General features: G+C 67.7%; 20 protein-coding genes and 1 tRNA gene. 13 read left to right on the top strand and 8 right to left on the bottom strand.

The window, feature by feature from the left end; translation table 11 throughout:
• The first annotated feature begins 16 nt into the window (after nt 1-16).
• Together IXW21_RS08470 and IXW21_RS08475 are read left to right on the top strand one after the other, a co-directional pair.
• On the top strand, nt 17-658 hold the full coding sequence (locus IXW21_RS08470) for an FMN-binding negative transcriptional regulator (protein ID WP_194763833.1): 642 nt from the start codon (nt 17-19) through the stop codon (nt 656-658).
• Nucleotides 655-2,151: an amidohydrolase family protein gene (locus IXW21_RS08475; protein ID WP_194763834.1), complete on the top strand. Its 1,497-nt coding sequence runs from the start codon at nt 655-657 to the stop codon at nt 2,149-2,151. Before IXW21_RS08470 ends, IXW21_RS08475 begins: the two co-directional genes overlap by 4 nt.
• Before the next feature lie 65 nt (nt 2,152-2,216).
• Here the strand turns inward: IXW21_RS08475 and IXW21_RS08480 are convergent, their stop codons facing one another.
• Nucleotides 2,217-2,702 (bottom strand): Dps family protein, encoded by a 486-nt coding sequence (locus IXW21_RS08480; protein WP_194763835.1) that lies wholly within the window; start codon nt 2,700-2,702, stop codon nt 2,217-2,219.
• 140 nt (nt 2,703-2,842) lie between these two features.
• Between IXW21_RS08480 and IXW21_RS08485 the strand changes: the two genes are divergently transcribed.
• Together IXW21_RS08485 and IXW21_RS08490 are read left to right on the top strand one after the other, a co-directional pair.
• Nucleotides 2,843-3,379 carry a gamma carbonic anhydrase family protein gene (locus tag IXW21_RS08485; protein ID WP_194763836.1) on the top strand — a complete coding sequence of 179 codons (537 nt, stop codon included), beginning with the start codon at nt 2,843-2,845 and terminating at the stop codon, nt 3,377-3,379.
• A 32-nt stretch (nt 3,380-3,411) separates the two neighbouring features.
• Nucleotides 3,412-3,485: transfer RNA gene (locus IXW21_RS08490), tRNA-Ile, on the top strand.
• Nucleotides 3,486-3,531: 46 nt separating this feature from the next.
• On the opposite strand, the gene IXW21_RS08495 is transcribed toward IXW21_RS08490, so the two are convergent.
• The 3 genes from IXW21_RS08495 to IXW21_RS08505 form a co-directional block, all read right to left on the bottom strand.
• The gene (locus IXW21_RS08495; protein ID WP_194763837.1) at nt 3,532-3,861 is read right to left on the bottom strand and encodes a hypothetical protein; all 330 of its coding nucleotides are present in this window, start codon (nt 3,859-3,861) and stop codon (nt 3,532-3,534) included.
• A gap of 85 nt (nt 3,862-3,946) precedes the next feature.
• Nucleotides 3,947-4,876, bottom strand: coding sequence for a helix-turn-helix transcriptional regulator (locus IXW21_RS08500; RefSeq protein WP_194763838.1), 930 nt, complete (start codon nt 4,874-4,876; stop codon nt 3,947-3,949).
• Nucleotides 4,873-5,610, bottom strand: a complete 738-nt coding sequence (locus IXW21_RS08505) for an exonuclease domain-containing protein (RefSeq protein WP_194763839.1) — start codon at nt 5,608-5,610, stop codon at nt 4,873-4,875. Before IXW21_RS08505 ends, IXW21_RS08500 begins: the two co-directional genes overlap by 4 nt.
• Nucleotides 5,611-5,691: 81 nt before the next feature.
• On the opposite strand from IXW21_RS08505, the gene IXW21_RS08510 reads away from it, so the two are divergent.
• Nucleotides 5,692-6,591 carry an alpha/beta fold hydrolase gene (locus tag IXW21_RS08510; protein WP_194763840.1) on the top strand — a complete coding sequence of 300 codons (900 nt, stop codon included), beginning with the start codon at nt 5,692-5,694 and terminating at the stop codon, nt 6,589-6,591.
• Here IXW21_RS08510 and IXW21_RS08515 read toward each other — a convergent pair.
• Entirely contained in the window at nt 6,563-7,036 is a 474-nt protein-coding gene (locus IXW21_RS08515; protein WP_194763841.1) for an Lrp/AsnC family transcriptional regulator, read from the bottom strand. The genes IXW21_RS08510 and IXW21_RS08515 overlap by 29 nt on opposite strands.
• 169 nt (nt 7,037-7,205) lie before the next feature.
• On the opposite strand from IXW21_RS08515, the gene pdhA reads away from it, so the two are divergent.
• Genes pdhA through IXW21_RS08530 form a run of 3 tightly spaced genes read left to right on the top strand, consistent with a single transcriptional unit; the run spans nt 7,206 to nt 10,697 of the window.
• Nucleotides 7,206-8,321, top strand: a complete 1,116-nt coding sequence (gene pdhA / locus IXW21_RS08520) for a pyruvate dehydrogenase (acetyl-transferring) E1 component subunit alpha (RefSeq protein WP_194764033.1) — start codon at nt 7,206-7,208, stop codon at nt 8,319-8,321.
• 1 nt (nt 8,322) lies between these two features.
• Nucleotides 8,323-9,333, top strand: a complete 1,011-nt coding sequence (locus IXW21_RS08525) for an alpha-ketoacid dehydrogenase subunit beta (protein ID WP_228528330.1) — start codon at nt 8,323-8,325, stop codon at nt 9,331-9,333.
• Nucleotides 9,330-10,697: a dihydrolipoamide acetyltransferase family protein gene (locus tag IXW21_RS08530; protein ID WP_194763843.1), complete on the top strand. Its 1,368-nt coding sequence runs from the start codon at nt 9,330-9,332 to the stop codon at nt 10,695-10,697. The genes IXW21_RS08525 and IXW21_RS08530 overlap by 4 nt, the downstream gene beginning before the upstream one ends.
• Here the strand turns inward: IXW21_RS08530 and IXW21_RS08535 are convergent.
• Nucleotides 10,690-11,283 carry a TetR/AcrR family transcriptional regulator gene (locus IXW21_RS08535; protein WP_194763844.1) on the bottom strand — a complete coding sequence of 198 codons (594 nt, stop codon included), beginning with the start codon at nt 11,281-11,283 and terminating at the stop codon, nt 10,690-10,692. The two genes, IXW21_RS08530 and IXW21_RS08535, sit on opposite strands and share 8 nt — an antisense overlap.
• Before the next feature lie 111 nt (nt 11,284-11,394).
• Here IXW21_RS08535 and IXW21_RS08540 point away from each other — a divergent pair, with 111 nt between their 5' ends.
• Genes IXW21_RS08540 through IXW21_RS08560 form a run of 5 tightly spaced genes read left to right on the top strand, consistent with a single transcriptional unit; the run spans nt 11,395 to nt 17,321 of the window.
• The gene (locus IXW21_RS08540) at nt 11,395-12,948 is read left to right on the top strand and encodes a carboxyl transferase domain-containing protein (protein ID WP_228528331.1); all 1,554 of its coding nucleotides are present in this window, start codon (nt 11,395-11,397) and stop codon (nt 12,946-12,948) included.
• A gap of 7 nt (nt 12,949-12,955) precedes the next feature.
• The gene (locus IXW21_RS08545; RefSeq protein ID WP_194763846.1) at nt 12,956-14,875 is read left to right on the top strand and encodes an acetyl/propionyl/methylcrotonyl-CoA carboxylase subunit alpha; all 1,920 of its coding nucleotides are present in this window, start codon (nt 12,956-12,958) and stop codon (nt 14,873-14,875) included.
• Nucleotides 14,875-16,023 (top strand): acyl-CoA dehydrogenase family protein, encoded by a 1,149-nt coding sequence (locus IXW21_RS08550; RefSeq protein WP_194764034.1) that lies wholly within the window; start codon nt 14,875-14,877, stop codon nt 16,021-16,023. Before IXW21_RS08545 ends, IXW21_RS08550 begins: the two co-directional genes overlap by 1 nt.
• Before the next feature lie 9 nt (nt 16,024-16,032).
• On the top strand, nt 16,033-16,518 hold the full coding sequence (locus tag IXW21_RS08555) for a MaoC family dehydratase (RefSeq protein WP_194763847.1): 486 nt from the start codon (nt 16,033-16,035) through the stop codon (nt 16,516-16,518).
• The gene (locus IXW21_RS08560) at nt 16,515-17,321 is read left to right on the top strand and encodes an HpcH/HpaI aldolase/citrate lyase family protein (RefSeq protein ID WP_194763848.1); all 807 of its coding nucleotides are present in this window, start codon (nt 16,515-16,517) and stop codon (nt 17,319-17,321) included. The genes IXW21_RS08555 and IXW21_RS08560 overlap by 4 nt, the downstream gene beginning before the upstream one ends.
• A gap of 43 nt (nt 17,322-17,364) precedes the next feature.
• Here the strand turns inward: IXW21_RS08560 and IXW21_RS08565 are convergent, their stop codons facing one another.
• Together IXW21_RS08565 and IXW21_RS08570 are read right to left on the bottom strand one after the other, a co-directional pair.
• Complete coding sequence (locus IXW21_RS08565; protein WP_194763849.1) at nt 17,365-17,952, bottom strand: histidine phosphatase family protein; 588 nt, start codon at nt 17,950-17,952, stop codon at nt 17,365-17,367.
• Nucleotides 17,949-18,788 carry a Sir2 family NAD-dependent protein deacetylase gene (locus IXW21_RS08570; protein ID WP_194763850.1) on the bottom strand — a complete coding sequence of 280 codons (840 nt, stop codon included), beginning with the start codon at nt 18,786-18,788 and terminating at the stop codon, nt 17,949-17,951. Before IXW21_RS08570 ends, IXW21_RS08565 begins: the two co-directional genes overlap by 4 nt.
• Nucleotides 18,789-18,851 lie beyond the last annotated feature (63 nt).

Consider the following 18,851-nt stretch of genomic DNA (forward strand, 5'->3'; position numbering starts at 1 on the left):
GCCATAGGCTGGGAGGATGCGTCAGAACCCCAGCTTCACGCTCGCTGATGTCGACGAGATCCGTCGTGTGATCCACGGGAATCCGTGGGCGACGATCGTCAGCGACGGCCCCGACGGACTCGTCTCCTCGCACTATGTGGTGCTGCTCGACCACGATCGCGACGACCTCACGCTCGTGGGCCATGTCGGTCGGCCCGATGACCTGATCCACGGTCTGGGCGACCGCGAGCTGCTCGTCATCTTCCAGGGGCCTCATGGCTACATCTCGCCGGGCTGGTACGGCGATGTGCAGGCCGTCCCGACGTGGAACTACACCGCGGTGCACCTCGCGGGGGTGCCCGAGATCCTCAGCGATGAGGAGAACCTCGCCGTGCTCGACCGACTCGTCGACCGATTCGAAGGGCGGATGCCGGAGCCGCGGCGCATGTGGGAGCGCCCGAACGATCCGGCGTTCGTCACCCGTCTCGCCTCGGGGACGGTGGGCTTCCGACTCACCCCGACGCGCGTGCTCGCGAAGCGGAAGCTCAGCCAGAACAAGCCGATCGACACGATCGAGACGGTCATCGCCGAGCTCGAGGGCGACGGCCCCTACGCGCAGCCGGAGCTCGCCGCAGAGATGAGGCGCGCCCAGGAGGCGCGCACCGGAGGGAAAAGGTGAACGGAATCGACAGCCGCATCGGCACCATCACGGCTGTGCGGATCGCAGGGCCTGGAGCGGAGTTCCTGATCGACGACGAACCGGTCGACATCTTCATCGATGACGGCCTCATCAGCGACATCGCTCCGACAGGCGCGATCCCGTCGAGGGGAGAAGTGCTGGAAGGAAAAGGCGCCTGGGTGGTGCCGGGGCTCTGGGACAACCATGTGCACACGGTGCAGTGGGCGCTCGCGACCGAGCGTGTCGCGCTGGGCGCAGCGTCCTCAGCGGCGGAGGCCGCTGCGATCATGACCGCGGCGTCACCGCTGCCTGACGGGCGTCTGGTCGGCAGTGGATTCCGCGACGCGATGTGGCCGGATGCGCCGAGTCTCGCGCTTCTCGACGGTGCCACCGGCTCGACACCCACCTACCTCATCAATGCCGACGTGCACAGCACGTGGCTGAACACCGCGGCGCTTCAGCTCGAGGGGTTCGCGAGCCCGGACGGCATGCTTCGCGAGGAGGACGCGTTCGAGATCTCTCGGCGGCTGAACGCAGTGGACCCGGCGCGCGGAGACGACGCCGTGATCGCGGCGGGACAGCGTGCGGCGTCGAGAGGCATCACCGGCCTCGTCGACTTCGACATGGCCTGGAACGCCGACGCCTGGCCACGTCGAGTCGCCGCGGGTTTCGCATCGCACCGCGTCGAGTTCGCGGTCTACCCGTTCGACCTTGAGCGCGCGATCGCTGCGGGGCTGCGCACCGGTGAACTGCACGAAGATCCGCGCGTCCCGGATGCGGGTCGCGGCCTGGTGCACGTCGGTCCGCTGAAGATCATCAGCGACGGCTCGCTGGGAACCCGGACGGCAGCCTGTTCGCACTCCTATCCTGGTGATCCGGAGAATTTCGGCGTGCTCACCGTCCCTCCTGCCGAGCTCACCGAGTTGCTGACGGTCGCGACCGGGGCCGGTCTGGCAGTCGCCGTCCACGCGATCGGCGACCGAGCGGTCACCGGCGCGCTCGACGCCTTCACCGTCTCGGGCGCGGTGGGCAGCATCGAGCACGCTCAGCTCGTGCGGCACGCCGATCTGGCTCGGTTCGGTCGTCTCGGTGTCGTCGCCAGCGTGCAGCCCCAGCATGCTCTCGACGACCGCGATCTCGTGGGTAGGCACTGGGCGGGACAGACATCGATCGGGTATCCGCTGGGTGCACTTCGCGATGCGGGCGTCGAGCTGAGGTTCGGCTCTGATGCTCCCGTCGCACCGCTGGATCCCTGGCAGGCGATCGCGGCTGCGGTGACGCGTACCGACGATGACCGTGAACCTTGGCATCCCGAAGAGCGTCTCACGCGGGAGCAGGCACTCCGTGCCAGCGTGCGCACCGCCCTGCGACCCGGCGAGGTCGCCGACATCGTGCTGTGCGGTCTCGACCCGATGGCCACGACGGGGACGGGTCTCCGGGCGATGCCGGTTCTCGCCACACTCGTGTCCGGACGACTCACCCACGGCGTCTGACGTCGTATGCGCACGAGTAAGGGCACCGGGAGAACCCCGGTGCCCTTGCTCAGTCGTGGAACTGCTTATGCGGCGATGTGCGATACGAGGAACCAACGGTCCTTCTCGAGGCCGCGCACGATCTCGATCGCGACGTCCTGGCTCGTCAGATCGACCTCGTCGAGGCCGTCGATCGCTGCCTTGGCGTCGACCAGGATCGTGTCGATGTCGGCGATGACCGCGCGAACGAGCTCGTCGGACTGAGTGAAACCGGCAGGTACCGCGGTCGCGCCACCCTTCGTGGCGACGGCGCTGATGCGCGCATCGATCGGCAGGCCCAGGGCGACGATGCGCTCTGCGGCGGTGTCGGCGAAGTCGCCGGCGTGGGCGACGATCGTGTCGAGCAGCTCGTGCACGCCGACGAAGTTGGCTCCGCGAACATGCCAGTGCGCCTGCTTGCCGTTGACGGTCAGCGCCTGCAGACCGAGGACGACGGGGGAGAGGAACTGGGCTGCAGCGGCTGCCACGGTCGGGTCGCTCGAGGTGGTGGAAACGGTCTGTGCCTTGCTCATCTTGGCTCCTCCAAGTGGTGTGCTTCGTGCCTGATGATGACAACGCTACTCAGCCTGGAACATTCCGCAAGCAAGCGAAGGCTCGGCTTAGTGCCCCGGAATCACGCGGAAAAACCGGGTGGTGAGGGTAGTCTCGCCTCATGAGCATCGCACCAGGGGCATCCGTTCTCGCGCTTCCTTCGGCATCCCCTTCGATCCATGATGACGCGTTCATCGCGGACGGTGCGCGGATCGTGGGGGACGTCACCCTCGCAGCCGGCGCGAGCGTCTGGTACAACGCAGTGCTCCGCGGAGATTCGGCCGGTATCCGAATCGGAGCGGCCAGCAATGTGCAGGACAACGTGTCGATCCATGTGGACGTCGAGCATCCCGTGATCGTGGGAGCGAGAGTCTCGATCGGCCATAACGCGGTCGTCCACGGCTGCACGATCGGTGACGGGTCGCTCATCGGAATGGGCGCCGTCGTGCTCAGCGGTGCTGAGATCGGTGCCGGCTGCCTCATCGCGGGCGGGGCTGTCGTTCTCGGGGGGACGGTCGTTCCTGAGGGATCTCTCGTCGCCGGAGTTCCGGCGACGGTTCGTCGTGCTCTCAGCGAGGAGGAGCGTGCCGGGCTGTTTCGGAACGCTGACGTCTATCTCGACCACAAGCGGACCCACGCCGAGGCGAGTCCGATCTGATCCACGAATTGCTCCCGCTAGGCTGGAGTCACGGGGCGGTGGCCAAGCTGGTTAAGGCAGTGGGCTCATAACCCAACGATCGTCGGTTCAAGTCCGACCCGCCCTACTTGTACCCTCGTTCCTCCCGACGCCCCTCGTGGCGCGGGCGTCGCTCAGGAGAGGACGGGCTCGACCGGTTCGACGGTCTCGAGGTGCTCGGCGATCAGCGTGATCCCTCCACTGGAGTTGGCCGAATGCGCGAGCTCCTCTATCCAGCGACGACTCAGGTCCGGAGCGTCAGGCTCGTCGAAGACGAATCGCAGCGGGATCGAGGGGTGCAGCCACACCGTGGAGCGTCCGTGCTGTTCGCCGTCCTGATGCTGCCACGAGAGTGTGAAGCTCTCGTTCCGACGCAGCTTGGTCGCGACGACCACCTTGAGGTGTGCGAGCGCACGATCCTCGATCGAGATCGGGGCGGAGGCGCCGTAATACAGAGAACCCATGGTCGAAATCTACGGCGTCGGCGTAGTGCGGGCGCGCCGACGGCGGGCGACGCGCGCACGATGCGAACATCCTGTTCGCGTGGTGTCATCGACGATGTCTGCCGGCGGTCGCGGACGGGAGCACGCCGAACGCGTCACGATACGCCGCGGCGAAGCGCGAGGGGTGGGAGAAACCCCAGCGCCGCGCGACAGCGGCGACCGAGGTCGGCACTCCGGAACGCAGCTCGCGATGCGCGCCGTCGAGGCGCGCCTGGCGCAGACACTCGGCCGGTGTCGCGTCGAGCGCACGGCGGAACGCGTACTGGAGGCCTCTCGTCGAGATGTGCACCGATGCGGCGATGTCGTCGACGGTGATCGGAAGGTGCGCATTCTCGTCGATGTACGCGAGGGCGCGCCGCACCGTCGCGGGTGCCGGCGCGGTCTGTACCGGTCGGTGCCGGCTCTGCGACATCGTGGTCGCGAAGGTCGACAACGTGGTCGCGCCGGCGTGCCTGGCGTACTCGGCCCGCAGCACTCCATCGTCGTCGCTCAGCGTCGATACGTTCGCCTCGAGGTAGGAGAACATCCGATTCCATCGCGCGGCCGCCTCGGCCGAGAGCGGTGAGAGATCCGCGACGTGCAGAGACAGGGTCTCGTCACCGCTGATCTGCCGGGCGATGCGCTGCAGCTCCTCGCGTTCGAAGATGAGAGCGGTGACTCGAGCGCCCTGCTCCCAGCGCGCGTGGACGCTGGGGCCGTCGGAAAGCCATGGCCTCGTCGCATCGAGATCATCGCGATCGGACCACACCCGTGCATCCGGGCCGTCGACACGACAGGCGAGGAACTGGTCCTGCGGCTCTGCGGTGGACAGCACCGCTGCGGCGAGGTCGTAGCGCACGAGATTCGCACCGCCGAGGTCTGCCGAATGCCAGTCGAAGAGGAATCGGTGCGGATCGACGTCATGCAGAACGGCCGAGGGCACGAACTGCTTCCAGGTGCTCTCGACACGGGTCACGTCGCGAGTACGGAACCTCATCTTCGCTGTCTTTCTCCTTCGTCGCGCGGCGGCCGCACCGGCCACGTCCCGTCGAGTCGATCTTCGGGATCCAACCGGCCGATCCTGATGAAATATTCGGTCAGGCTCGCGGCCTGCGAGCGCGCCCATCCGACCTGTCGGGTGTGAAGATCGTCGATCGAGTCCGGGAGTGCGTACTGCCGAGCGATCGCCTGGGCGACCCGCCCCGCTGCGACCGCATCCGCAGAGGCGTCGTGGGCGCCTTCCAGGTTCACCGCATACAGGGCGGCGACGGCTTCGAGAGTTCTCTTGCCGGGCCGATAGCGATCGTACGCCTTGTCGATGACGAGAGGGTCGATGATCGGCTGTGGGTTCTCGAGCCGCGCGACACCGTGGCGACGCGCCTCGTGGTCGAGGAGCGAGAAGTCATAGGACGCGTTGTAGGCCACGACAGGAACGCCCTGTGAGAGCAGGGAGCGGAGAGCACCGACGATCTCGGCGATCGCGAGCGCTGGCGGCCGTCCGTCTCGACGCGCCTGTGCGGTCGTGATCCCGTGGATCGCGCTCGCTCCTTCAGGGATGTCGACTCCGGGGTCCACGAGCCACGTCTTCGAGGCGAGCTCGCGGCCGTCGCCGTCGAGCAGGCCGACGTGTGCGGTGACGATGCGATCGTGATCGACGTCCACTCCCGTCGTCTCGAGATCGAAGACGCCCACGCGCCGAATCCATGAGGGAGCGTCGGGAACCTCGGTCATGGGTTCACGCTAGAGGCTGCCTCCGACATCGCCGTGAAGGCGCACGGTGATCATCCTGAGAGACGCTCGTAGACTGAGGGAATGTCTGTAGCTTCGCCGTATGCCGACCGCCTGAGTCGCCTGCCGGTCGTTCGTCGCGAGGTCGAGGTCAGGGGTGCGGACGCCGTCTTCTGGGAGTACGGCCCGGCCGACGCATCCACGACGGTCATCGCCGTGCATGGATTCCGCGGCGACCATCACGGTCTCGAGCCGGTACTCGCCTTTCTGCCGGAGCTCCGCGTCATCGCGCCGGACCTTCCCGGCTTCGGGGAGTCGGCGCCTGTGCCCGGGCGCACCTACGATCTGGACGAGTACGTGGCGTGGCTCACGGAGTTCGCGGCTGCGGTGGCACCCGGGGCGGTGATCCTCGGGCATTCGTTCGGGTCCATCGTCACGTCTGCAGCCGTCGCGCGCGGGCTCGCGACACCGCGCCTGGTTCTGATCAACCCGATCGGTGCACCGGCTCTCGAAGGGCCGAAGGGGATCATGACCCGGCTCGCGGTCCTCTACTATGCGCTCGGCGCACGTCTGCCCGAGCGGCTGGGCACCGCTCTGCTGCGCAATCGTCTGATCGTGCGGGTGATGAGCATCACGATGGCGAAGACTTCGGACCCGGAGCTCCGTCGCTTCATCCACGATCAGCACGACACGTACTTCTCGCGATTCGCCGACCGCGACGTCCTGCGCGACGCGTTCGTGGCCAGCGTCTCGCACGACGTGAGCGAGGTGGCCGCGGACATCGACGCGCCCACGCTGCTGATAGCGGCCGCGAACGACGACATCACGCCCATCGAGGTCGAGCGCAAGCTCGCCGCGCGGTTCGCCGACGCGTCACTCGTGGAGATCGCCCACGTCGGACATCTCATCCACTACGAGACCCCGGCCGAGGCGGCAGGGGCGATCCGTCGATTCCTCAGGATTCCCGTCGCGCGACGCCCATGAGTCCGGCCACGCGGAACGGGATGACCTCGCCCATCGCGAGCGACGTCTCGGTCCGCTCGACGCCGTCGACCGAGAGGATGCGCGCGTCGGTGTCGAAGAGGTGGCGCGCATCGCGGCACGCGACGCGCGCCAGGAGGTCGACGGAGCCGCTCAGGCCGTGCGCCTGCACGATCTCGGGGATGCGTGAGAGTTCGTTGATGATGCGCGGGAGCTCGGTCTGGCGGACTCCGATGCTCACGAAAGCCTGGAGCGGGAATCCGAGCACATCGGGGGAGAAGGACCTCTCGTAGGAGAGGAACACTCCGGTCTCCTCCAGACGTGCCATGCGGGCCTGGATGGTGTTCCGCGACAGCCCGAGGCTCTCGGCCAGCGCGACGATGGTGATGCGCGGGTCATCGGCGAGCGCGGCGAGCAATTCCAGATCGATACGGTCAAGTCCGGCCATAGTGCCAAAGAGTAGCAGCGCTTCGTTCGCTTCGATTTGGCAACATGCTCAACCGCTCGTTCATTGCTTGAGCGAGCTGCTGAGCGGACGTACGCTCGAGATGGCCGGCGACGAAGCCGGAAGACGCGTGCGATGCCTCACGAGGGCAGCATGAGCAAGGAGGACGATGATGTCACCGCAGAGCACTCCGATAGTCGACACCGCGCAGAATCTCGAGCTGTCGGAACGCATCCTGGCACCGGACGGGACGCGGATCCCTCACCCGGAGCTCGACCCGTATGTGGCCGACGTCGACGCCCCCATGCTGAGGGATCTTCTCCGCGACATGATCGTTCTTCGGCGCATCGATGCCGAGGGCATCGCTCTGCAGCGTCAGGGACAGCTCGGGCTCTGGGCTCCGTGCCAGGGCCAGGAGGCGACGCAGATCGGCACCGCTCGCGCTCTCGCCCCGCAGGACTATGTCTTCCCGAGCTATCGGGAGACCGGGGTCATCTACGCCCGCGGAGCGCGGCCCGCCGACTTCGTCCGCATGTGGCGCGGTGAGGAAGGTGCCGGACACGATCCCGCCGCGCTCCGGGTCGCTCCGCTGCAGATCATCATCGGAGCGCAGACCCTGCACGCGGTCGGCTACGCGCTCGGCATCCGGCACGACGGTGCCGACGAGGTCGCCGTCACGTACTTCGGCGACGGCGCGACGAGCCAGGGGGACGTCAACGAGGCGATGGTGTTCGCGTCGTCGTATCGCGCACCCGTGGTCTTCGTCTGTCAGAACAACCACTGGGCCATCTCGGAGCCCGTCACAGTGCAGTCGCAGTTCCCGATCGCCGGGCGTGCGCCGGGGTTCGGGATCCCGAGTCTGCGGGTCGACGGCAACGACGTGCTCGCGTGCATGGCTGCGATGCGCTGGGCGTTGGAGCACGCGCGGTCGGGCAAGGGGCCCGCCTACATCGAAGCGGTGACATACCGGATGGGGCCGCACACCACTGCGGACGACCCGACCAGATACCGCGGCAGTGACGAGCTCGAGTCCTGGCGTCGTCGCGACCCGATCGCCCGCCTCGAGGCCCATCTGCGCGCCCTCGGCGAGTTGGACGACGATCACGTGGCGGACACGCAGGCGGCGGCCGACGCGATCGCCAAGGAGATGCGCGCGCAGTGCCTCGGCATGGTGACCCGGCCGCCGCTCGCGGTCTTCGACGGGGTGTACGCCGAGCCGCACTCGGGCCTCGAGCGTCAGCGCTCGGAGTATGCCGCGTACCTCGCGTCCTTCGACGGGGCGGTGTGAGATGACGGAGCTCACCCTCGGTAAAGCCCTCGGAGCAGGGCTCCGCCAGGCGATGCGCGATGATGACAGAGTCGTCCTTCTCGGAGAGGACATCGGAAGGCTCGGAGGGGTGTTCCGCATCACGGACGGGCTGCTTGACGAGTTCGGCGCACAGCGCGTGATCGACACGCCGTTGGCGGAGTCCGGCATCGTCGGCACCGCAGTCGGGCTCGCATTCCGGGGGTATCGTCCCGTCGTCGAGATCCAGTTCGACGGGTTCGTCTATCCGGCCTTCGACCAGATCGTCGCGCAGGTCGCCAAGCTGCACTACCGCACCCAGGGGCGGGTGAAGATGCCGATCACGATACGGATCCCGTGGGCGGGTGGCATCGGTGCCGCCGAACACCATTCCGAGTCGCCGGAGGCCTACTTCGTGCACACCGCAGGCCTGCGAGTCATCGCGGTCTCCAACCCCGACGATGCGTATCGGAGTCTCCGTCAGGCGATCGCATCCGACGATCCGGTGATCTTCTTCGAACCCAAACGTCTGTATCACCACAGGGGTGAGGTCGACCTCGAGGCACCGCTGGCGGATGCTCCACCGATGGGACTCGCGCGCGTCGTTCGTCAGGGGACCGACGTCACGCTCATCACCTACGGAGCGATGACGACCACCGCTCTTCAGGCCGCGGACGCCGCAGAGGACGAGGGGATCTCGTTGGAAGTCATCGATCTGCGCTCGCTGTCACCCGTCGACTACGACTCGGTGGCGGCGTCCGTGAGAAAGACCGGTCGAGTGGTCGTCGCGCACGAGGCGTCTCGCGAGGCCGGAGTCGCTGCCGAGATCATCGCCAGTGTCACCGAGCGATGCTTCGACTACCTCGAGTCCGCGCCGCTTCGAGTGACCGGGCACGACGTGCCGTATCCGCCCGCGAAGCTCGAGAAGTACCACCTGCCCGACCTCGATCGTCTTCTGGACGCGGTGGATCGCGTGCTCGACCGACCGAACAGCCTGACGGGAGTGGACGCATGATCACGGAGTTCCGGCTGCCTGATCTCGGCGAAGGTCTCACGGAGGCAGAAGTGGTGCAGTGGCTGGTCGCGCCAGGCGACAGCGTCGCTCTGAATCAGACGCTCGCCGAGGTCGAGACCGCGAAAGCGATCGTCGAGCTTCCCTCGCCCTACGAGGGAACCGTAGCCACCCTGCACGCCGGCGCGGGTGAGACGGTCGCCGTCGGCGCGCCGCTGATCGCCTTCGAGATCGAGGCCGACGGCTCCGACGATGAGGCGAGCGGAACGGGGCGCGCCGATGACGTCAAGGCCGAGCCGAATCTCGTCGGGTACGGTGCGGCTCCGACCTCGGCGGCGCGACCCGCCCGTCGAGCGCGACGGTTCGGTGGCGCACCGCGGGCACAGGACACCGCGGTGCTCGAGGCGGCCCCGCACGATGCTGCCCCGACCCCGAGCGTCGATCTCGTGGTCGAACGTCCGCGTTCGACGCCGCCGGTTCGCGCGTATGCGAAACGCCTCGGCATCGATCTCGTGCTCGTGGCCGCAGCCGTCGGTGACAGGCTGATCACGCGCTCCGACGTCGATGACTACGCCGAGCTGACCTCTGGCGCCGCGCTCGCGAGCGCTCGTCCGGACCGGCTCCGAGCCTCGGCGGCGTCAGCCGACCCGTCGCCAGGGGAGCGTGCCCGCGAGATAGGCGTGCCCATCAGGGGCGTGCGCAAGCACACCGCTGCCGCCATGGTCGAGAGTGCGTTCACCGCGCCACACGTCACGGTGTTCCATACGGTCGACGTGACCTCCACCATGGACCTCGTGTCGTCGCTCCGCGATGATCGATCCCTCGCCGGGCACAGGATCGGGCCGCTCGTGGTGGTCGCGAAAGCCGTGTGTCTGGCTCTCGGACGAGCGCCGGAACTGAACTCGCGGTGGGATGAGGCGGCGGGCGAGATCGTGCGACACGGCTACGTCGATCTCGGCATCGCCGCAGCGACCGACCGCGGGCTGCTCGTGCCGAACATCCGGGATGCCGAGCGTCTGACGCTCGTCGAACTCGCCGATGCGGTGCAGGGTCTCGCCGAGACGGCGCGCGAAGGGCGCACTGCTCCTTCCGCACTCGCGGGTGGCACATTCTCGATCTCGAACATCGGGGTGTTCGGCGTCGATGCCGGCACGCCGATCCTGCCGCCCGGGCAGTCGGGGATCCTCGCCGTCGGCGCCGTGCGTCGTCAGCCCTGGGAGTATCGCGGCGAGATCGCGCTGCGCCAGATGATGACGCTCAGTCTGTCGTTCGACCACCGGGTCGTCGACGGCGCGGAGGGAGCGCGGTTCCTCAAAGACGTCGCCGACATCCTCGAGGAACCGGGCAGAGCCCTGCTCTTCAGATAGCGGCCCGGAGAGCCGACTCCGCCATCGCGGCCAGCACGGTCGCGGTGGCGGCATGTCGGCGAGCAGCCGACGTCGTGCTGTGCGGTGTCGAGTTGATGAGACCGAAGCACGCCTGCACGCGGAGCCGTAGCTCATCGGCACCGGCATCGACCACCGCGGCGAGCGCATCCATCCAGAGTTCGATGTACGCGCGCTGCAGGCGACGGACCTCACTGTGATCGGCGGGAGCGAGGTGGGCGACATCGCTGTCGTGTACACGGATGACGTCGGCGTGGCGCAGTGCGAAATCGACGTGGAAGGCGATCAGTGCGCTGATGCGCTCGTCGGGCGTCGTCGCGGCCGCCGACACCCGGGATCCGCCGTCGACGAGGTCGCGGCTGACCTCGACGAGCACGGCGCCCAGCAGCGCCTGCTTCCCGGCGAAGTGCCGGTAGACCGCGGGTCCGGACACGCCGACCGCCGCCCCGATGTCCTCCAGGCTGACACCGTTGTAGCCGCGCTCGGCGAAGAGCTGCGCGGTGGCGCGCAGGATCGCACCGGACCGCTCCGCCTTGGCTCGATCTCGGGCGGTGATCGGGGTTGTCATCTCAGTTAATCCTCGCTAACCTGATGAGACTGGTTAGTGCACACTAACCGAAGAAGCACGAGTCGCACCAGAGTGTGACGAATGCGCACGTGTGTCGAGGAGGACATCACGATGCCTGCGACCCAGCAGTCCTTGGCCGCCGAGTTGAAAGAGCGACGTACCGCAGCCGCCCAGGGAGGCCCCGAGGCCTCTCGGCAGCGGCATCTGGCGAGGGGAAAACTCCTTCCCCGTGATCGTGTATCGCGTCTGCTGGACGAGGGGAGTCCTTTCCTCGAGGTCGCTCCGCTCGCGGCCGACGGTCTCTATGACGGTGATGCGCCGGCCGCGGGAGTCATCGCCGGAATCGGGCTCGTGCACGGACGCCATGTCATGGTCGTCTGCAACGACGCGACCGTGAAGGGCGGCACCTATTACCCGCTCACGGTGAAGAAGCACCTTCGTGCACAGGAGATCGCGCTCGAGAACCGTCTTCCCTGCCTGTACCTCGTCGACTCCGGCGGGGCTTTTCTTCCTCGACAGGACGAGGTGTTCCCGGATCGCGAGCATTTCGGTCGCATCTTCTTCAACCAGGCCCGCATGTCGGCGCAGGGCATTCCGCAGCTCGCTGCTGTTCTCGGCTCCTGCACGGCAGGAGGCGCCTATGTTCCGGCCATGAGCGACGAGACCGTCATCGTGCGCGGTCAGGGGACGATCTTCCTGGGCGGCCCGCCGCTCGTCAAGGCGGCGATCGGCGAGGTCGTCTCTGCGGAAGAACTGGGCGGCGGCGAGCTGCACGCACGACGAAGCGGAGTCGTCGATCACCTGGCCGAGGACGACGAGCACGCACTCGAGATCCTGCGCGACATCGTCGCCATGCTTCCGCAGCCACCGGCACCCGCGTGGGAGGTGCACGATACCCGGGCACCGTCGACCGCGGGGTCGCTCTATGACGTTGTTCCGGTCGACGTCAACGCGTCGTACGACGTGCATGAGGTCATCGAACGCCTGATCGACGGGGGCTCACTCCGTGAGTTCAAAGCGGAGTACGGAACGACGCTGGTGACGGCATTCGCTCGGCTGCACGGGCATCCTGTCGGCATCGTCGCGAACAACGGAGTGCTGTTCGGCGAGTCCGCCCTGAAGGGGGCGCACTTCATCGAACTGTGCGATCAGCGCGGCATCCCGCTGGTCTTCCTGCAGAACATCAGTGGTTTCATGGTCGGCACCGAAGCGGAGGCTGGCGGGATCGCGAAAGACGGGGCGAAGATGGTCACGGCGGTCGCGAGCACGCGGGTCCCGAAGTTCACCGTCATCATCGGCGGTTCGTTCGGTGCCGGGAACTACTCGATGTGCGGTCGAGCCTATGCGCCTCGGTTCCTGTGGACGTGGCCCGCGAGTCGCATCTCCGTGATGGGTGGCGCGCAGGCGGCATCCGTGCTCGCCACGGTCAAGGAAGACCAATTGTCGGCTCGGGGCGACACATGGGAGCCCGAAGAGCGCCGCGCGTTCGAAGATCCGATCCGGGCCCAGTACGACGCGCAGGGTGAGCCGTATTACGCCACTGCTCGGCTCTGGGACGACGGGATCATCGATCCCGACGACACCCGCGACCTGCTGGGCCTCGCTCTCGATGTTGCTGCCAGGACGCCCCTGCCCGAGCCGCGCTTCGGCCTGTTCAGGATGTGAGACGGATATGACGAGCATCATCACCGCCGCGGCCCCGCACGGATTCGACACCATCCTCGTGGCCAACCGGGGAGAGATCGCACGGCGCATCATCCGGACTCTCCGCGGTCGCGGTATCCGCAGCGTCGCGGTGTTCAGCGACGCCGATGCCACGGCGCCGCACGTGACGGAGGCCGACGTCGCGGTGCGTCTCGGTCCGGCACCCGCTTCGGAGTCGTACCTCGACATCGACGCGGTGATCGGCGCTGCGCGCGCCAGCGGTGCGCAGGCGATCCACCCGGGCTACGGATTCCTCTCCGAGAGCGTGGGACTCGCCGAGGCCTGTGCGGAGAGTGGCATCGCCTTCATCGGACCGTCGATCGGTGCTCTGCAGATCATGGGTGACAAGGCCCGGGCTCGCGACCATGTCTCTCGGTCCGGCGTTCCGGTCGTGCCGGGATTCGACGCGCGAGGACTGTCCGACGCCGAGATCGGCGAAGATGCCGAACGCACCGGGTTCCCGCTGCTGGTGAAGCCGAGTGCGGGTGGCGGCGGCAAGGGCATGGAGGTGGTCGACGACGAGACAGGACTGAGATCAGCGCTCGCCTCGGCGCGAAGGGTGGCATCTGGTGCTTTTGGAGACGATGCGCTGATCCTGGAGCGACTCATCCGCCGCCCGCGACACATCGAGGTGCAGGTGTTCGGGGATGCGCACGGCACGGTGATCGCCCTCGGAGAACGTGAATGCACCTTGCAGCGGCGGCACCAGAAGGTGATCGAAGAGGCACCTTCGGCGGGCATACCGGAGGCGACACGAGCGCGCCTGCTCGACGCCGCGGTCACTGCCGCGCGGAGCGTCGACTACGTCGGGGCGGGAACGGTCGAGTTCCTCGTCGATGCCGATCGGCAGGACGAGATCTTCTTCATCGAGATGAACACGAGGCTCCAGGTCGAGCACCCCGTCACGGAGGCGGTCACCGGCATCGACCTGGTCGCGCTGCAGGTCGACGTCGCCGCCGGCGCGGCACTGCCACCGGCGCCGAGGCTGGACGGGCATGCGGTGGAAGCCCGCATCTACGCCGAGTCGCCCGAGCGCGGGTTCATACCTTCGACCGGCCATGTGCTTCTGTTCGACGCTCCGCGGGGCGTGCGCGTGGATGCGGCCGTGGAGACCGGTTCGGAGGTCACGGGGTTCTACGATCCGATGATCGCGAAGGTGGTGGCACATGCGGCCGACCGCTGCACTGCGCTCCGCCTGCTGGACGAGGCGCTGAGCCGCACGACCGTGCTCGGCGTCGATACGAACATCGATTTCCTTCGGCAGCTCTGTCAGGACGAACGCGTCGTGTCAGGAGATCTGGACACCGGACTCATCGAGTCGCTTCTACCGATTCGGCGTCGACCGCCCACGCCGACCATGCTCACGGCAGCCGCCGCGCATGTCACTGCCCGAACGCGCGACTCCGAGCTCGGGAGACGAGCCGGCCGGGTCTGGCAACGACTCGTCGACGACAGAGCGGTCGATCATGTCTTCGAGACGGACGACGAAGAGGTGTTCGTCGCCTCGACCGGAGCATCGCACCATGTCACCGCGGTCGCCTCGGACTCGGACGGCGCCGTGTGGGTCGCGGAAGACGGACGCACCATGCGTCTGCGGCCGCTCGACCGGAGACAGCGGATGCTGCGGCGTCTCGCGGCACAGGACGCTCGCACCACGGCATCCGGCCCCGACGCCCGAGCGCCCATGCCGGGGAGCGTCGTCGCAGTCCATGTCGTGGAAGGCGCATCGGTGATCGCCGGCACGCCGATCGTCTCGATCGAGGCGATGAAGATGGAGCATCCCGTCGTGGCCCCCCACGACGGGACGGTGAGATTGCTGGTCGCCGAAGGCGAACAGGTGCGACGCGACCAGGTGGTCGCGCGCGTGACTGACGAGGAGGACCGATGATGTTCCAGCTGACGGATGAGGAGCGCGACCTCGCCGGGATGGTCCGCGAGTTCGCGGACACGGTCGTGGCCCCTCAGGCCTATGAGGCGGACCGGACGCACACGCTCTCGATGGATGTCGTCGCGCAGATGGGCGATCTCGGGCTCTTCGGTCTGCCGTTCCCCGAGGAGTACGGCGGCCAGGGCGGTGACTACATGGCGCTGGGGATCGCGATCGAAGCGCTCGGTCGCGTCGACCAGTCCATCGCCATCACGCTCGAGGCGGGTGTGAGTCTCGGCGCGATGCCGGTGTTCCGTTTCGGAACGGAGGCGCAGAAGAGCGAGCTGCTGCCCGACCTCCTCGCCGGACGAGCCCTCGCGGGTTTCGGTCTGACGGAACCCGAGGCGGGCAGCGACGCAGGCGCCACGCGCACCACGGCCCGCCTGGACGGCGAGGACTGGGTGATCGACGGCTCGAAGCAGTTCATCACCAACTCCGGCACCCCCATCACGCGCTTCGTCACGGTCACGGCCGTCACCGGATCGATCGAGGGTCGCAAGGAGATCTCGACGATCATCGTGCCGAACGGCACTCCGGGGTTCACTGTCGATCCGCCGTACGACAAGGTCGGGTGGAACGCGTCCGACACGCATCCGCTGAGCTTCGACGGTGCCCGCGTTCCGGCGGCGAACCTGCTCGGTGAACGGGGGAGCGGCTTCCGCAACTTCCTGAGCATCCTGGACGAGGGACGCATCGCCATCGCGGCCCTCGCGACCGGTGCGGCCGAAGGATGCCTCGAGGCCGCAGTCGACTATGCGAAGTCCCGGACGATCTTCGGCAGCGCCCTGAGCACGAGGCAGAACGCGCAGTTCACCCTGGCCCGTATGCGGGCGCGCGTGCACACGGCGCGACTCGCCTGGCACCACGCGGCTCGGCTGCGCGACGGCGGTCTTCCTTTCGCCGAGCAGGCGGCGATCGCCAAGCTCGTGTCCGGAGAGGCGGCCATGGACAACGCCAGGGACGCGACGCAGATCTTCGGCGGAAACGGGTTCATGAACGAGTTCCCCGTCGCACGCCACTATCGGGACTCGAAGATCCTCGAGATCGGCGAAGGCACGACCGAGGTGCAGTTGCTGGTGATCGCACGGGCACTCGGTCTCGCCGGGTAGCGTGGCAGCATGACCGCAAGGGAGATCGTGCAGCGCGGGCTCTATTTCGAGGAGTTCGATGAGGACGCCCGCTATCTGCACAGGCCGGGACGCACCGCGACCGAGGCCGACAACGTCATGTTCACGACTCTGACGATGAACACCCAGGCACTGCACCTCGATGCGGCCTTCGCCGCCACGCAGGAGCCGTTCGGGACTCGCGTCATGAACTCGATGTGGACGCTCTCGACGATGGTCGGCGCCTCCGTCGCACAGCTCACCCAGGGGACTCTCGTCGCGCAGCTCGGTCTCGGCGACATCGCGTTCCCCCATCCGCTGTTCGCGGGGGACACCCTGTATACCGAGAGCACGATCGTCGAGCGACGACCCTCGACCTCGCGCCCGGGCCAGGGGATCGTGACCATCGCGCACACCGGCCGGAATCAGGAGGGGACGGTCGTCGCGACCGCCACCCGCACCGTGCTCGTGCTGTGCCGTCCCGGAGGACCCCAGTGACATTCGATCTCGGACCCGCCGTGCTGTTCTGCCCCGCGGATCGCCCCGAGCGCTTCCGCGGCGCCCTCGAGAAGGCGGATGCGGTCATCCTCGATCTCGAGGATGCCGTGCTGCCGGCGGCGAAGGCGAGCGCGCGCGGGAACCTCATCGACGCGGACATCGATCCCGACCGAGTGATCGTCCGGGTCAACTCGCCGGATACCGAGGCCTTCGTGTCGGACCTCGCCACTCTCTCTCAGACGGACTTCCGCACCGTGATGGTCGCCAAGACGCAGAGTGCGGCCAGCCTCGATGCGTTCGACGAGCGGTTCTCGCTGATAGCGCTGTGCGAGACCGCTCTCGGGATCCACGCCGCAGACCGGATTGCCGCTCATCCACGAGTCACCGCGCTGATGTGGGGTGCGGAGGATCTGGTCGCTTCTCTCGGGGGCACGTCCAGCCGGCGCGATGACGGCGGGTATCGGGACATCGCACGGTACGCGAGGTCACGCGTTCTTCTCGAGGCCGGAGCGCACGGCAAGCGCGCGATCGACGCGGTGCACATCGCGCTCGAAGACCTCGACGGGCTCGCCACCGAGGCCGCGGACGCTGCCGCCTCGGGGTTCGCGGCGACCGCCTGCATCCATCCGAATCAGGTCGCGGTGATCAGGGACGCCTACGCGCCGGATATCGCCACCGTGGAATGGGCACGATCCGTGATCGCCGCCTCGGAGACGGAGCGCGGCGTCTTCCGTTTCGAGGGCCGGATGGTCGACGAGCCGGTGCTGCGTCACGCCCGATCAGTTCTCGCACGGGCACGCTGACCTCGCTCCGCTCCGCTCCGTTCAGGTCCGGTCGGAGAGCGGGTCAGAGGAGGACCGTCTGGTCGAGGAGGCGGAGCATCCCCGGAGCTGCCTCGAACCGATGTGCGGATCCGTTCACGATCTGATCGCCGACTCGCGGGAGTGTGCCTCCGGACACATGATCGATCAGCGCCCGGATCACCCCTCCGTGCGCGACGACCACCACGGACTCCGCCACCGGAGTCGAGCGACGCCGAGAGTCGCGCGCGATGGCGTCGAGGGCACGCAGAGCGCGCTCCGCGACGTCATGGAGTGTCTCCGCCCCCGGCACGGAGGCGTGCCATCCGCCGTACGTCTCCATGTACTCGGAGACGAGCATCCCCTCACCCTCGCCGAACTCGCGCTCTCTGAGGTCCGGAACGAGGATCGGTGCTCCGAGGCCCAGCTCCGCCGCGATGATCTCCGCGGTCTCGCGCGCCCGCAGCAGCGGACTGGAGTAGATCGTGTGATGCGTGGATGCGGCCAGGTTCGTGGCTGCCGACATCGCATCTGCACGACCCGTCGCGTTCAAGGGGATGTCGGTCGATCCCTGGATGCGACGGTCGAGGTTCCAGTCGGTCTGTCCGTGTCGTACGAGGGTGAGCAGGGTCATTCGAGAAGCTCCTGGATCGCGGGGAGCACGTCGCTGGTGCCCGCGGCGATGGTGACATCGGCCCAGACATCCGCTCGCGTCGGCTCGCGGTTGACGATGATGAGGGGAATGCGGCGACGTCGCGCACGCTCGACCAGGCGCACCCCGGAGTTCACGACGAGCGAGGAGCCGGCGACGATGAGGGCGTCGCTCGAACGCAGCAACGACTCCGCCGCGCGGAAGCGGTCCTGCGGGACGTACTCGCCGAAGAAGACGACGTCGGGCTTCAGCATCCCATCGCACACGGTGCAGGTGGGCACCACGAAACCGGCGGTGCTCTCGGGCCGGACATCGCCGTCGGGGTTGAGCGCGACGTTCTCGGGAACAGAGATCCACGGGTTCAGCTCTTCGATCTGCACAGCGATGTCGCGACGATCGAACACCTGACCGCAGCGCAGGCAGAGTACGCGGCGCATGGTCCCATGGACCTCTATCACATGCGAGCTGCCGGCCCGCAGATGCAGGCCGTCGACGTTCTGCGTGATCACGCCGGTCACGTGCCCGGACGACTCCATCTCTGCGAGCGCGATGTGTCCGCGATTGGGAGTCGCCTGAGCGAAGGCACGCCAGCCGAGATGTCCGCCGACCCAATAGCGTCGCCGTGAGGCGTCGTCACCGAGGTAGCGCTGGATCGTCATGGGATCCGAGCGGGTCCGTGCACCCTCGCCACGGTACGCGGGAATGCCCGAGTCGGTGGAGATGCCGGCCCCGGTGAGGAGGGCGATGCGGCGACCCTGCAGGAGTTCGGCAGCGCGAGCGACGGCGGCCGACGACTCGACCGGACTCGATGCGCTCACAAGACCTCCTCCTGCGAGTCTACGGCGTGCAGAGCAGCCCGCGCTCCGCCGGGCCCCGCAGCG

The sequence above is a fragment of the Microbacterium sp. UFMG61 genome (assembly GCF_015354505.1).
In the GTDB taxonomy this organism is placed as follows: Bacteria; Actinomycetota; Actinomycetes; order Actinomycetales; family Microbacteriaceae; genus Microbacterium.

Excerpts from the sequence above, each read along its gene's own strand:
- IXW21_RS08510 (WP_194763840.1), top strand. The coding sequence starts at position 5,692 with ATGTCTGTAGCTTCGCCGTATGCCGACCGCCTGAGTCGCCTGCCGGTC.
- IXW21_RS08530 (WP_194763843.1), top strand. The coding sequence starts at position 9,330 with ATGATCACGGAGTTCCGGCTGCCTGATCTCGGCGAAGGTCTCACGGAG.
- IXW21_RS08555 (WP_194763847.1), top strand. The coding sequence starts at position 16,033 with ATGACCGCAAGGGAGATCGTGCAGCGCGGGCTCTATTTCGAGGAGTTC.
- IXW21_RS08505 (WP_194763839.1), bottom strand. The coding sequence starts at position 5,610 with ATGACCGAGGTTCCCGACGCTCCCTCATGGATTCGGCGCGTGGGCGTC.
- IXW21_RS08545 (WP_194763846.1), top strand. The coding sequence starts at position 12,956 with ATGACGAGCATCATCACCGCCGCGGCCCCGCACGGATTCGACACCATC.
- IXW21_RS08535 (WP_194763844.1), bottom strand. The coding sequence starts at position 11,283 with ATGACAACCCCGATCACCGCCCGAGATCGAGCCAAGGCGGAGCGGTCC.
- IXW21_RS08550 (WP_194764034.1), top strand. The coding sequence starts at position 14,875 with ATGTTCCAGCTGACGGATGAGGAGCGCGACCTCGCCGGGATGGTCCGC.
- IXW21_RS08525 (WP_228528330.1), top strand. The coding sequence starts at position 8,323 with ATGACGGAGCTCACCCTCGGTAAAGCCCTCGGAGCAGGGCTCCGCCAG.
- IXW21_RS08540 (WP_228528331.1), top strand. The coding sequence starts at position 11,395 with ATGCCTGCGACCCAGCAGTCCTTGGCCGCCGAGTTGAAAGAGCGACGT.
- pdhA (WP_194764033.1), top strand. The coding sequence starts at position 7,206 with ATGTCACCGCAGAGCACTCCGATAGTCGACACCGCGCAGAATCTCGAG.
- IXW21_RS08480 (WP_194763835.1), bottom strand. The coding sequence starts at position 2,702 with ATGAGCAAGGCACAGACCGTTTCCACCACCTCGAGCGACCCGACCGTG.
- IXW21_RS08500 (WP_194763838.1), bottom strand. The coding sequence starts at position 4,876 with ATGAGGTTCCGTACTCGCGACGTGACCCGTGTCGAGAGCACCTGGAAG.
- IXW21_RS08565 (WP_194763849.1), bottom strand. The coding sequence starts at position 17,952 with ATGACCCTGCTCACCCTCGTACGACACGGACAGACCGACTGGAACCTC.
- IXW21_RS08470 (WP_194763833.1), top strand. The coding sequence starts at position 17 with ATGCGTCAGAACCCCAGCTTCACGCTCGCTGATGTCGACGAGATCCGT.
- IXW21_RS08515 (WP_194763841.1), bottom strand. The coding sequence starts at position 7,036 with ATGGCCGGACTTGACCGTATCGATCTGGAATTGCTCGCCGCGCTCGCC.
- IXW21_RS08485 (WP_194763836.1), top strand. The coding sequence starts at position 2,843 with ATGAGCATCGCACCAGGGGCATCCGTTCTCGCGCTTCCTTCGGCATCC.
- IXW21_RS08495 (WP_194763837.1), bottom strand. The coding sequence starts at position 3,861 with ATGGGTTCTCTGTATTACGGCGCCTCCGCCCCGATCTCGATCGAGGAT.